The following is a 12,960-nucleotide window of genomic DNA, read 5'->3' on the forward strand; positions in this document are numbered from 1 at the left end:
TTATAGCATTAACGAAGTAACCCCAAGCTACCAGTTAATTTATTTATTTGCTTCTTATCGCCATACAAGGCTAACCCTAAATAATTAAAATCATCGGTAGAAGTTTTTTTTGATTTTTCGATGTAATATTGATAGTGTAATGCCGTTTGAGCAACATCTGTAAAATCAATAATGAGTAAATTCGGACTCATTTCAGTTGCTTTCTGACGAAGTTTTTTGATATCTTCACTGGTACTTTTTAAAATTGGAAAGGGCAATGCTGTAATTCCAGCATGTTTTTCACCAACAGCGTCTAGTGTATCTACTCCTACCACTGAAGGGAGCTCTTTTCCCAATGAGACACCTAAAACCGTTGCAGTATTGGCAATTAATCCGATAGGTAACGTCTCATCAATTAATAAAACACATTTTTTATTTTCCAAATAAACACATCCTTAGCTAAGTTTAAAGATATTTTGATACTGTTTAGGTGTTAATCCGATACACTTTTTAAAGGTATTAGAAAAATGACTTTGATCATGAAAACCAGTTAATCCTGCAACTTCAACCAAAGGAATCCCTTTTTTAAGTAAATGAATAGCAGCCTGAATTCGAACAGTCTGTATATATTGAAAAGGAGTTAAGTTTTGACTCTTTGTAAAATTACGTAAAAAATGATACTTACTCAAGTCTGCAATGGTGCTTAAATCTTCGAGATGGATGGTTTCAGCGTAATGCTCTTTGATAAAAGCGAGAACATGCTTCATTTTTTCTAGACTTGTAGGTGCTTCATTAGCTTGATTTGGTGAAAGAGTTAGGTTTGATGCTGAAAGAAGTTGTTTAATAAAAAAATAAAAACACTCTTCTTTTTCAAAGCTGCTCTTTTTTTGGAAAATAGCGATATGAACATCTCTAAGTAGTTCACCTAGTTGTTCATTTTTTACAATTGAATGTTGAAAAATTGGCAATTCATAGCTGCCTGTAATCTCATAAACAGCTTTTTGCAAGACCTCAGTTTTTAGATTCAGCGCCCGATAATTCAGTTGATAATTTTCAAGCGTTTCACAAGCATGAGTATCTAGTGGGTTTAATAATAAAGTATCGCCAGTCTCTAAACGATAATCTTGTTGATTAACTGAAAGCTGGCGTTTACCAGATTCAGTATAACCGGTGACGTAATAGTCATGAAAATGGGCTGGGAATGCTTGAATAATGCCTTCAAAATGATACGCTTCAATATCTAAGTCATCATCATAGATAATCTTTCGATTCTCAATATCCATCTAATACCTCCTTGTTTTTAATGATAGCGTACTATGTTTAAGAAAGATTGTAAAATATTGCGAATGATCTTTTTCTAAAGGTTATTTCTATTCACTCAGCCTTAGATTTGTTATAGTAGAGGTAAATTCAAGGTGGAGTGTGAGGATATGTTGTGGTATCAAAATTGGTTGCATGTTGTTTTTTATGTAGTAAAATTTTGTCTAACGATTTTTTTAGCAATTGTTGTTTATCAAGCCCTATTTGCTACAATTTTAACGAAAGAAATCCATATTGTTACGTATATTTTATTTTGGTTTTTTAGTGCGTATGTTGTCTTACCAAGGTTAAATAGACTTCTTGCTCGATTTTATGTACCAGATTATTTTATTGGTCGTGCTAAAACTAGTGATGGCCTGTTAGGTGATCCAATTAATTTAGCTTTTTATGGCAGTGAAGAAGACTTACTCGTAGCCTTTGAAAAAGCTGGCTGGCATCAAGCAGATCCACTTACTCTTCAATCTTCAATAAAAATTGTCACATCAAGTGTTTTTGGAAAATCTTATAAAAAAGCACCTGTAAGTTCTCTTTATTTATTTGGCGCTCAGCAACAAGATTTGGCTTTTGAGCGGGAAATTGATGGAAACCCTCGTAAAAGACACCATGTCCGTTTATGGAAAACACCAGAAGATTGGCATTTACCAGGTGGGAAACAGGCGGATTGGATTGGCGGTGCCACATTTGATAAAAATATTGGGCTGTCCTTATTTACGGGTCAAATCACGCATAAAATCGATGCAAATGTAGACAAAGAACGTGATTTCTTAATTGAAACACTTCAAACTAGTGGTTGTATTAAAGATATTTATCTTGCGGAACATTTTACTACGAGCTACCATAGTCGTAATGGGGGTGGGGATCGAATTCATACAGATGGAGCGTTACCTTTTATCACTATCCAATCACATCAAATAATGAAGGGAGAGAGTGAATGAACATTCATGCTCTCTTTTTTTAGAATTAATTACTTTACCTGTCGTGGTAATCATGTTATACTTTTACTACACCAGTCGTAGTAATATGGTGAAAGATTGGAGGCATTAGTATGATTAGTAGTGATGTTATCCGTGGACATAACGATACCATTATTTTAGCTATATTAGTTAAAGGAGATTCCTATGGATATCAAATTTCAAAAGAGATTGCCTTGAGATCAGAAAATATGTATCAAATTAAAGAAACCACTTTATACTCTAGCTTTAATCGATTAGAGAAGAATGGCTATATTGCTTCTTATCATGGAGATGAAACTAATGGGCGCCGGCGTACGTATTATCAAATCACAAATTCAGGATTGAAGTACTATCATGAAAAATGTAAAGAGTGGGAAACCATTAAGCAAATTATTGACCAATTTGTAAAAGGCTAATTCTTATGAGCCAACTCCTCGAGAAAAAGATAAAAATTCGAGAGGACAAAAAACGTCCTATCAATTTTTCCTATTTTCTTGCTGGAGCTAACCGGCTCAACAAAATTTTTATACAAAGGGAGTGTTTAAAATGGACCAGATTAGAAGTTATATAGAAGCCATTTTTAGTGAGTTGCCAAGAACTAAAGAGATTGTGGATATGCGTTTAACAATGCTGGAGAACATGACGGAAAAGTACGAAGAATTGCTAGCTGATGGTGTCGGCGAAAATGAAGCAATCGGGACCGTTATCCGTTCAATCGGTTCGGCCGAGGATTTAAAAAAAGAATTAGAGTTAATGGAACCAACTGAGCTTGAAGAGAAAGAGGCAGAATTAGTTGATACTAAAAATAGAGGATTTGGGATTGCTTTTTCAATCTTTCTCTATATTAGTTCTCCGATAGTTTACTTGATTTGGCAGAATATTAGTGAAACAATGGCTATTATTGGTTGTCTATTTATTGTTGCACTGGCAACTGCTAATTTGATTTATTGGGGTGTTAGAGGGAGCAAAGCAAAGAAAGCTCAACATGAAGATGAGTTTCGAGAAGATGGACAAAAAAGTCCTAAACAGAAAAAATCGGAAGCTCTACAAAGTATCATTTGGACTACTGCAACGCTTATTTACCTCGTATTGGGTTTTCTGTTTAATTTGTGGCATCCTGGTTGGTTAATATTCCTAGTTGCGACCGGCATTAATAGTTATCTGCACTATCTTGCTGGGGAAGAAGAAGCTTAAATTAAATTGCCGTCTATCTCTAAAAAGCGTATACTTTATAATAGGTAGTGAGAAATGTAAACCTAATTTTAGTTTAAGATAAGGAGACTGTTTCATGTTAAAAAAGAGAAATGGATTGGCTTTAGTGATTTCTTTGGTTATGTTATTATTAGTTGGTTGCACAAGTACAAGTAGTGACGTGCTATCAGATAAATTTGATCAAAAAGAAGTTCAAAAGCAAGCAGAAACAGCAATAGAACTGTTCAATAATCAAGACTACCAAGCTTTAATCCAATTATTTCCCGAGGATTTACAAAAGGAAATGAGCCAAGATAGCTTTAAAAAAGCCTTTGAAAAATTTGTAGCAGACAAAGGTGAATTAAAAGAATTTGGTAAAACAACGATGCGAAATGAAAAGAATACTACTGGCGATGGTGAAGTGGCAACGACTATTCTTCCAGTTGAGTATCAAAAAGGCAGTTTGAATTATATGATTAGTATCAATGAACAAGGTGAGCTAACTAATTTTTTAGTTAAATAATTCAAGAAGCAATCAGAAGTTATTTCATCAAATAAGGTGGTGAAGTTTCTTCTGGTTTTTTTATAAATTTTAAAAATGAGTAGAAAAGAGGGCGTATAAATGAAGCTTGAACCTTATTACCGCAAAGTATTTTTTTATGAAACGGACCAGATGGGAATTGTTCACCATTCAAATGTCATTCGTTGGTTTGAAGAAGCTCGATTTGATTTATTAGACCAGCTTGGTTACGGCAGTGGCTTCTTAGAGGAAGAAGGGTTAGGAAGTCCTGTGTTAGATGTTGCTTGCCAGTATAAAACGATGGTGCGATTTAATGATGAATTAACGATTCGTATTGGTGTTAAATCAAATTCTAGTGCTCGTTTAACATTTAACTATCTAGTTTTGCATGGCGATAAGATAGCAGCAAGTGGTGAAACTACCCATTGTTTTATTAATAAAGCTGGGAAAATAATTTCCTTGAAACGCCAATATCCTGTGTTGTATCAAACTTTAGAACAATTAAAAGAGGAAAATAAGTAAATAAAAAGAAAGCTGATAATTTTTCAGCTTTCTTTTTTTACTATTGGAATGAGAAAAATCTAAAAAAGTTGATATATTTAGTTAAATTACAAAAAAATAGGTGAATTTTTTCACAAAATGAAGTAAAATAGAATTCGAGTATAGTAGATAGGCTGTTTTTTGATTGTGAAAAATAAGGCACATACTATCCTATCCAGTTCTTATGAGTCAACTCCTCGAGAAAAAGATAAAAATTCGAGATGGCAAAAAGCGCCATATCAATTTTTCCTATTTTCTTGCCGGAGCTAAACGACTCAACAAACTTTTTATCAAGGCTAGTTCTTATGAGCCAACTCCTCGAGAAAAAGATAAAAATTCGAGATGGCAAAAAACGCCATATCAATTTTTCCTATTTTCTTGCCGGAGCTAAACGGCTCAACAAACTTTTTATTTAGGAGTGAAACAATGTATACACCGGACGAGATTTTAGATATCACGATTGACATGGGAACAAAGAAAATTGCTAAACCATTCGTTTCTAAGCTATTATTAGGATTTGTTGGTGGAGCTATGATTTCATTAGGCTACTTAGCCTATATTCGTGTAGCTTCTTCCATGATTGAAGATTGGGGCAGTATTGCTAGTTTTATTGGTGCATGTGTCTTTCCTGTGGGCCTAATTGTTATATTATTAGGTGGTGGTGAACTCATTACAGGTAATATGATGGCTGTTGCCGCAGCTTGGTTTGATAAGAAAGTTAACACAAAAGACCTATTACTAAATTGGGTAACGATTACCTTAGCCAATGCTGTTGGAGCAATTTTTGTGGCTTATTTCTTTGGTCATATTGTTGGATTAACTAGCTCAGGTGTTTATTTACATGAAACAATTACTTTAGCTCAAGGCAAAATAGCGGCAACACCGCTTCAGGCTTTTGTTTCAGGCATTGGTTGTAATTGGTTTGTAGGAATTGCATTATGGCTTTGTTATGGAGCGAAGGAAAGTAGTGGCAAAATTTTAGGTATTTGGTTCCCAGTTATGGTATTTGTAGCGATTGGTTTCCAACATAGTGTGGCGAATCTATTTGTTATCCCAGCTGCTATTTTTGAAGGTCAAGCAACTTGGTTAGAACTTTTACAAAATTTTGTACCGGTCTACTTAGGCAATATTGTCGGCGGAGCTGTTTTTGTTTCTGGTCTATATTATAAAGCGTTAAAACACTAAAACGTTAAAAAAGAGAGAAATGGGCTATCGTTTAGCTCATTTCTCTCTTTTTTATTTATTTGGATCTACAAAAAAATACCGAATAATCGAAACAATAATGAAGAATAAACCGCCAATAAAGATTAAATCCATAAAGACGTGAATATAAACCATAATGCCACCACTACGCACGGCTTTTTCTAAAAAAGGCATGGTTAGATAAACAATAAAATAAACTAAACTGACAAACCAGCTACCATATACAATTCTCTTTAACATATTAAATAGTCAGACCCTTCATTATATCAATTGGTTTTACTAAAAATAAACAACTATCTTCCTCATTAGTATAAACTAAATTTTCTTTAAAAGCGATGGGTTTTAGTGTGCAATTTTTTTAATTAGGTGTACAATAAATGTATAAGGATATAGGAAAGTGGGGATTTTAATGAAATTAGTATTTGTACGTCATGGATTAAGTGACTGGAATGCCTTGAACCAATTTACTGGTTGGGTGGATGTTGATTTAAGTGAAGCTGGTTTAGCCGAGGCCGAAGAAGCGGGCCGTAAAATAAAAGAAGCGGGTATTGAATTTGATCTTGCCTTTACTTCTGTTTTAAAAAGAGCAATTAAAACTTGTCATATTGTCCTAGAAGGCTCGGATCAACTATGGGTGCCAGAAGTAAAATCTTGGCGTTTAAATGAGCGTCATTACGGTGCTCTACAGGGGTTAAATAAACAAGAAACAGCAGAAAAATATGGTGTAGATCAAGTTCAATTATGGCGTCGTTCGTATGATACATTGCCTCCATTATTGGATCCAACTGATCCACAATCGGCTTCTCATGATCGTCGCTATGCGAACTTACAAAAGAGTCGTGTTCCAATGGGCGAGAATCTAAAAGTTACTTTAGAACGCGTGATTCCTTTTTGGGAAGATCAAATTGCCCCTGCTATTTTAGATAATAAAACAGTTTTAGTTGCAGCGCATGGCAATTCATTGCGTGCGCTAGCTAAATATATCGAAGGTATTTCAGATGAAGATATTATGGGCTTAGAAATTCCAACTGGGCAACCATTAGTTTACGAATTAGATGAAGATTTAACTGTTAAAACTAAGTATTATCTATAAAATAAACGACTCAATGTAGTTTTAAATCAATAATAAGCTGAGCACCTGGTTTTACTAGGTTCTTAGCTTATTATTTTTCTGAAAAAATCTTACAATTTGATGAGAGTATGCTATAATAACTCTTACTATTTAGTTATTCTACATAGGCTAAAGTTAAGGGGATGAAAGTGTGAAAAAAGAAGTTTGGTTAGATAGTTTTAAGGTTGTATATCCTGTTACTTTAGGTTTTATTCCATTAGGTATTGCTTGTGGAATGGTGCTCTACGATGCAGGGTTTAGTCCTTTGGGGATTGGACTAATGAGTTTTTTAGTTTACGCAGGAGCTTCGCAGTTTATGGTGGCTTCAATGTTGGTTATGGGTGCGACCGTGCCAGCTATGATTATCATGACGTTCTTTTTAAATTTACGGCATGTGTTAATGAGTTCAAGTATGTCTACTTATTTTAAGAAAAGTTCAGTGCCATTTTTATTAATTTTTACCCATTCATTAGCAGATGAAAGTTATGCTGTTAATTACAATCAATTTCTAAATCATAAATGGGATCAAAAACATGCAATGGCAACTACCTTTATTCCCTATGTTACTTGGGGACTTAGCACAATTGTTGGTGGAATAGTAGGAAGCCAATTGACTGTAAATACAACGATTATGAATTATGTCTTAGTTGCTATGTTTATTTGTTTACTAGTTATGCAGTTTGTCTCGCCATTATTTATCTTTGTAGGTTGTTTATCAGGTATTTTATCTGTTATTTTGATGATTCTTTTAAAGCATAATATTGCTTTAGTGTTAGGGGCATTAATCGCGTCAATTATTGGATTTTTGGTAGACGAATATATTCTGTCTAAGCCAGATAAGAAGGAGGTTGATTCTCTATGAGTTTAACGAGTCAACAATTGTATTTAATTCTTGGAATGGCAGTTGTCACATATTTGCCAAGGATGCTACCGATGTTACTTTTAAATAATCGAGAAATCCCTGAAAAAATTGTGAGGTGGATGTCTTTTATTCCAGTATCCATTTTTGCAGCATTAATTTTTTCAGATATCTTTTTTTGGGAGAACCAATTTTCGATAAATCCACTTGAAAATTTAAAACTTATTCCTGCTATTGTAGTCTTTTTTATAGCGTATAAAACGAAAAATATTATGTGGTCGATTGTGTTTGGTGTTGTTGGAATTTCGTTGATGGTTTGGTGGTTTTAAAAGGTTAAAGATAAAGTAAGAGGAATTGAATAACGATTTATAAATTTTATAGAATTTCAAGAACCAAAACTAAGTAGTCATAGTTTTGGTTCTTTTTTTTGCTTTTATTTAAGTCAGTATTAGTTTCCCCATACCTAATTCATTCATTTTAATAAGAAAAATAACGAATAGCTATCTTGAAAAAAAGCTAGGTATAACTAGCCATAAAACCCGTTTTTTTTGAAAAATGTATTCTAGAATAAAATTGTAGAGACATAACCAAATGCTGAATTTGTTATTCTAATTGACGGAGGGAGAGTGAGGACTTCAAAAATTAGTTATGAAAGGAGAAAAAATGGCTAAAAGGAAAAAAGGGTTAAAGCTAACTATACTATTCTGTGCTTTATTTTTGTTTAGTACAATGCTGAATACAAGTTTAAAAAAAGATCAAACAATTAAGGCTTTTGATAACGAAGCGAAACTAGTGCTCTCGTCAAAAGTTGGTTCAGAAAAAAATAGTATTCAGCTAGACTTAGAGATTCCAAGTACTTTTACTTCTGAAATTAAAATTCCGATTACAGATAATAGTCAGTTAATTGATTATTCATTAAACGAAAGCAATCAAAATGAATTTTCAATTACGAGTACTGCTACAGAATTAATCATTCAGCCAGAGATTCCTACTGATGAAATGATTAACGAAGAGTCAGAACAACCTCTAAGTAGCAATATTGTGACTCTAAATGTAAGTATTCAACACTCTGGAACAGTTGAATATGTGGCTGAAACATTCCAAGATGGCGTTAAAAGCACGTCGAATAGTGAAACTGTCACAATTGTGGAAGAGAGTGATGAAGTAGAGTTAGAACAAGATACTACTTCTGAAGCGGATGAAAAAACGGACACACCTTCTATAGAAGCAGTTGAAGAAATAAAAAATATTGGTAAGATTCAAAGTCGCAGCGCTGTAACTAGAGGAATCAACGATAATATGCCTCAAAAAAGGTTGATCATTAATGAAAAATTCAGAAATCCAATTGGAACTGGTGCGAATTTTATTGAGCCAACTATTTTAGAGTTAAGTAAAACTAAAAGTCAAACTGGAAGTATTTGGTCAAAAAATAAGCTTGACTTAACACAAGATTTTTCTTTGAAATCTTACATTTATCTGGGAGATTCAGGGAAAAGCGCTGGTGATGGTGTTACTTTTACGCTCCAAAATGATGAGCGGATGGCTACTAATCCTGAATCTGTTATTGGGAGTAGCGGTTTTGCTATGGGGGCTTATATTTCTAAAAGTGGAGCCAACTACGTGCATAACGCCTTATCAATTGAATTTGATACCTACTATAATAATGGTTCGAGCAATAGAGTTGACCGAGAGTTAAATAGAAATAGTGATTATGGACATATTGCGATGGTGCGTCCTAAAGCAAATAATAATAACTATACCGGCGAGCATTCATATGTTCAATATTCTCCAGGTTATCTATCTAATGGAAAATGGCGTTCGTTTACTGTGTCCTGGAATGCAGAAACAAAGACATTAAATTATCAGTTAGAAGGTTTTGACCAAATTAGTGCACCAATTGATCCGCAAACTGAATTTAAAGGGCAAGAAGCATATTGGGGATTTACCTCTTCAACAGGCGGAAACTGGGCTCAAAATGCAATTGCTATTTCTGAATTGCCACAAGAATTAGAGGCAGATCAAGAAGTCCTAATGAAAAATGTAACACAAAATGGAGAATATTCTTCTGAAATTAATGTCAATACTGGCGATATTGTAGAGTATCAGGTTATAAATAAATATCTATCAGAAGTTTTTGGAGCTTCAGATTGGGATAATGTTGCAACGCATGCTACTTTGCCAGCAGGTATTGATTATGAAGTGAATTCAGCGATTATTGATGGAGTAGCGATTTCAGATCAAGAAATTACTACTGACGGTACCGCAATGATTTTCCCGAAAGCAACCTTATCTTTTGATAAATTAACCCAGAAACTTGTTTTTCGTGGGAAAGTTACTGGAGCAGATGGTCCCAAAAAGTTGACGACTAATTTTGAAGCTATTGGAGACAATGCTACGATTCAGGACAAGCAGACAATTGCCAATTTGGCAGAAAAGAAAGCTGGTCAAGTTACCTTTAATTATGTAGATGAATCGAATCAACCAATTGCTGAAAGTATCAGTAAAACTGGATATCTAGGAGAGTCTTACTCGGCTGAAAGAAAAGAGTTCCCAGATTATTTATTAGTGGAAATACCTAGTAATGAAAATGGAACATTTACTGAAGCACCGATTAGTGTAACGTATCGTTATGAATTAAGGCAACTTAAATTTATTTCGGCTCCATCGCAAATTAGTTTTGGTGAATCCCTGAAAATTTCAACAAAATCTGAAGTTTATCCAATTTCAGAAATGACCGGTTCTTTAGCTGTTCAAGATACAAGAACAGTTAAATCAAAATGGAGCATTACGGCAAAAATGAGTAAGTTCCTAGAAAGCAGTTCTGGTCATACGTTGAAAAATGCGATTTATTATAGGCATGGTAGTCAGAATCAATTACTAGGTGCAGAAGCGATATCCGTTTATGACGGCCTTAGTCAAAATGATGATGTCTTAGCTATTTCAGATGAATGGACTGGCGAAGAAGGTCTGAGTTTGCAAATAAAAACGGGTGCTGCGTTTCCAGAGGCTTACAGTGGAGAAATTAGCTGGACTTTATTAGATACTCCGGCGAATGAGTAGGGATGGGGCTCAATGAGCTTTTTATTAGGCCAGCTCTTATGAGCCAACTCTTCGGAAAAAAGATGAATGGTAAAAATGACAAAAAGCGTCATTCCTCCCATTCCCTATTTTTCGGCCAGAGCTAATCGGCTCAACGAGCTTTTTATTAGGCCAGCTCTTATGAGCCAACTCTTCTAGAAAAAGATAAAAATTCGAGAGGACAAAAAGCGTCCTATCAATTTTTCCTATTTTCTTGTCAGAGCTAACCGGCTCAACGAGCTTTTTATATAAAGGAGGAAAATTATGAAGAAATGGATTTTCCTGTTTATGGCTGTATTTTTTCTAGTAGGTTTTAGTGGAACGGGTGAGGCTTCTGAAGCAAGAAGTGAGGCTCAGTATCAATCTAATGGAGAAGTTTCGTTTTATGGCGTTTATGAAAAAATTACCGAACCAGAAAATGAACTCCCTGGGACTGAGACACATCCAAATACCGGTACTGGGACTGTAAAACTGCCACTAACTAATGGGCAAAAATATTTTCCGCAAACAGGAGAAAAAGCTTATCTAACGACCTTATTAACTGGTTTATTCACAATTGTATTGGCAACATTGCTATACAATTCTAATAATAAAAAACAAAAAAATGGAGGAATTACACAATGAAATTAACAACAAAAATGACAACATCAGCAATTATCTTAGGTGCTTTAGCCTTGAACGGTAGCAGTGTACTTGCTGCAGAAAAAGCTAGTTATGAAAGCAACGGGATTGTAGAATTTACAGAAAGTAATGATATTACAAAACCAATTGACCCAACTGATCCAGGTGAAGAAGTTGACCCAATCGATCCAACTGATCCAGAAGGTCCAAATCCAGGAACTCCAGGTCCTTTAAGTATTGACTATGCTTCAAGCTTAACTTTTGGTAAAAATAAGATTTCAAACAAAAATGAAACGTACTTTGCCAATGCACAAAAAATTAAAGATGGTAGCTACCGACCTAACTATGTTCAAGTAACGGATACTCATACTGGGAACTTAGGTTGGAACTTATCTGTTAAACAAGAAGGCCAATTTTCAAATGCTACAGCAACAAATAAAACATTAACAGGAACAACTTTACAATTAGCTTCTGGAACAGCAAATAGTGCTTCAACTTCACCAGCAGCAATTGCTGAAAGTGTTGTAACATTAGATCCAGCAGGTGCTACTTCAGTGGTTATGAGTGCTGAAAAAGGTAGTGGTTGGGGAACTTGGGCTTCTTATTATGGAACGGTAGAAAATATGGAAATCGCAGGGGAAACACCAGAAGAAAATGAAACTGTAGCAGTGAATAAAGCTGTCACATTAAGTGTTCCAGGTGCGACTCCTAAAGATGCTGTTAAATATAGTACAAAATTAACTTGGATCTTGTCTGACATTCCAACAGAAGAAGAGTAAGACGAATGAATTAGCCAAATCGTACAACTAAATTAAACAATCAGAGGAGAATGAAAAATGAAAATGACAAAATTAGTAACAACAGCAACGGTAGCAGTAAGTACTTTGGTATTAGGTGGAGCGATTGCATCAGCTGCAACTTATTCAACAGGTGGAACAGTTAAATTTGTAACGGATACAGACATCACAACTCCAGTAGATCCATTAGATCCAGGCGAAGAAGTGACTCCAGTTGATCCAACTGATCCAGAAAAACCAATTAAACCAGGTACTCCTGGACCTTTAAGTATTGATTTTGCTTCACCTTTATACTTTGGCGAACAAAAAGTATCTCCTAAAGATCAAGTTTATCCTGCTAACGCACAACCAATTGTTGGTGGTGAAACTCGTCCAAACTATGTTCAAGTAACGGATAAACGTGGTGGTGAATTAGGTTGGTCATTACAAGTAAAACAAAATGCTCAATTTGAAACGGCTGAAAAAAATATCTTAACAGGTGCAGCTATTTCATTTGAAAATGGAACAGCAGTAACAGATTCAGAATCTCTAATCCCAAGTATTGTGACTAAAACATTCTCTTTAGTTCCAGGTGCAGACCAAGTCGTTATGACAGCTGCTGAAGGTGAAGGTGCGGGTACTCAATTATACCGTGCTGGAGATGATACAACGAAAGCAAATAGTGTGAAATTAGCTGTTCCAGGTAAAACAACTAAATACAAAGGTACCTATGAAACCAACTTAACTTGGACATTATCAGATGTACCAACAAATGAAGTTGACCCAGATCCAGAAGCATAAAATACGTT

Annotated in this window: 16 protein-coding genes; 13 read left to right on the forward strand and 3 right to left on the reverse strand. The window is 34.8% G+C overall.

Annotation, left to right across the window (positions count from 1 at the left end; all coding sequences use genetic code 11):
• Window positions 1-8: 8 nt before the first annotated feature.
• A complete protein-coding gene (locus BR77_RS13995; protein ID WP_015077387.1) occupies window positions 9-422 on the reverse strand; it encodes a DUF2000 domain-containing protein in 414 nt (137 codons plus the stop codon).
• A 12-nt stretch (window positions 423-434) separates the two neighbouring features.
• Window positions 435-1,262: a helix-turn-helix domain-containing protein gene (locus BR77_RS14000; RefSeq protein WP_010054590.1), complete on the reverse strand. Its 828-nt coding sequence runs from the start codon at window positions 1,260-1,262 to the stop codon at window positions 435-437.
• Between the two features lie 147 nt (window positions 1,263-1,409).
• Between BR77_RS14000 and BR77_RS14005 the strand changes: the two genes are divergently transcribed.
• The 6 genes from BR77_RS14005 to BR77_RS14030 all read left to right on the forward strand — a co-directional run bounded on the left by BR77_RS14005 (window position 1,410) and on the right by BR77_RS14030 (window position 5,688).
• Complete coding sequence (locus tag BR77_RS14005; protein WP_010054591.1) at window positions 1,410-2,234, forward strand: LssY C-terminal domain-containing protein; 825 nt, start codon at window positions 1,410-1,412, stop codon at window positions 2,232-2,234.
• Between the two features lie 110 nt (window positions 2,235-2,344).
• Window positions 2,345-2,668, forward strand: coding sequence for a PadR family transcriptional regulator (locus tag BR77_RS14010; protein ID WP_010054592.1), 324 nt, complete (start codon window positions 2,345-2,347; stop codon window positions 2,666-2,668).
• A gap of 130 nt (window positions 2,669-2,798) precedes the next feature.
• A complete protein-coding gene (locus BR77_RS14015) occupies window positions 2,799-3,446 on the forward strand; it encodes a permease prefix domain 1-containing protein (protein WP_035065405.1) in 648 nt (215 codons plus the stop codon).
• Between the two features lie 94 nt (window positions 3,447-3,540).
• Window positions 3,541-3,966 carry a DUF3887 domain-containing protein gene (locus tag BR77_RS14020; RefSeq protein WP_015077380.1) on the forward strand — a complete coding sequence of 142 codons (426 nt, stop codon included), beginning with the start codon at window positions 3,541-3,543 and terminating at the stop codon, window positions 3,964-3,966.
• A gap of 99 nt (window positions 3,967-4,065) precedes the next feature.
• A complete protein-coding gene (locus BR77_RS14025; protein ID WP_010054595.1) occupies window positions 4,066-4,485 on the forward strand; it encodes an acyl-CoA thioesterase in 420 nt (139 codons plus the stop codon).
• A gap of 444 nt (window positions 4,486-4,929) precedes the next feature.
• On the forward strand, window positions 4,930-5,688 hold the full coding sequence (locus tag BR77_RS14030) for a formate/nitrite transporter family protein (protein ID WP_010051262.1): 759 nt from the start codon (window positions 4,930-4,932) through the stop codon (window positions 5,686-5,688).
• A gap of 51 nt (window positions 5,689-5,739) precedes the next feature.
• On the opposite strand, the gene BR77_RS14035 is transcribed toward BR77_RS14030, so the two are convergent.
• Entirely contained in the window at window positions 5,740-5,946 is a 207-nt protein-coding gene (locus BR77_RS14035; protein ID WP_010051263.1) for a hypothetical protein, read from the reverse strand.
• A gap of 169 nt (window positions 5,947-6,115) precedes the next feature.
• Here BR77_RS14035 and gpmA point away from each other — a divergent pair, with 169 nt between their 5' ends.
• The 7 genes from gpmA (at window position 6,116) to BR77_RS14070 (ending at window position 12,952) form a co-directional block, all read left to right on the forward strand.
• Window positions 6,116-6,799, forward strand: coding sequence for a 2,3-diphosphoglycerate-dependent phosphoglycerate mutase (gpmA, locus tag BR77_RS14040; RefSeq protein WP_015077378.1), 684 nt, complete (start codon window positions 6,116-6,118; stop codon window positions 6,797-6,799).
• Window positions 6,800-6,968: 169 nt separating this feature from the next.
• A complete protein-coding gene (locus tag BR77_RS14045; RefSeq protein ID WP_010051267.1) occupies window positions 6,969-7,679 on the forward strand; it encodes an AzlC family ABC transporter permease in 711 nt (236 codons plus the stop codon).
• Entirely contained in the window at window positions 7,676-8,005 is a 330-nt protein-coding gene (locus BR77_RS14050; protein ID WP_010051269.1) for an AzlD domain-containing protein, read from the forward strand. Before BR77_RS14045 ends, BR77_RS14050 begins: the two co-directional genes overlap by 4 nt.
• A 334-nt stretch (window positions 8,006-8,339) precedes the next feature.
• The gene (locus BR77_RS14055; RefSeq protein ID WP_035066233.1) at window positions 8,340-10,736 is read left to right on the forward strand and encodes a lectin-like domain-containing protein; all 2,397 of its coding nucleotides are present in this window, start codon (window positions 8,340-8,342) and stop codon (window positions 10,734-10,736) included.
• A 282-nt stretch (window positions 10,737-11,018) separates the two neighbouring features.
• Complete coding sequence (locus BR77_RS14060; protein WP_015077375.1) at window positions 11,019-11,378, forward strand: EF2685/EF0750 family sortase-dependent surface protein; 360 nt, start codon at window positions 11,019-11,021, stop codon at window positions 11,376-11,378.
• On the forward strand, window positions 11,375-12,154 hold the full coding sequence (locus BR77_RS14065) for a WxL domain-containing protein (protein ID WP_035065411.1): 780 nt from the start codon (window positions 11,375-11,377) through the stop codon (window positions 12,152-12,154). Before BR77_RS14060 ends, BR77_RS14065 begins: the two co-directional genes overlap by 4 nt.
• Window positions 12,155-12,211: 57 nt before the next feature.
• On the forward strand, window positions 12,212-12,952 hold the full coding sequence (locus BR77_RS14070) for a WxL domain-containing protein (RefSeq protein ID WP_015077373.1): 741 nt from the start codon (window positions 12,212-12,214) through the stop codon (window positions 12,950-12,952).
• The last annotated feature ends 8 nt before the right edge of the window (window positions 12,953-12,960 follow it).

The sequence above is a fragment of the Carnobacterium maltaromaticum DSM 20342 genome (genome assembly GCF_000744945.1).
GTDB classification, from domain to species: Bacteria; Bacillota; Bacilli; order Lactobacillales; family Carnobacteriaceae; genus Carnobacterium; species Carnobacterium maltaromaticum.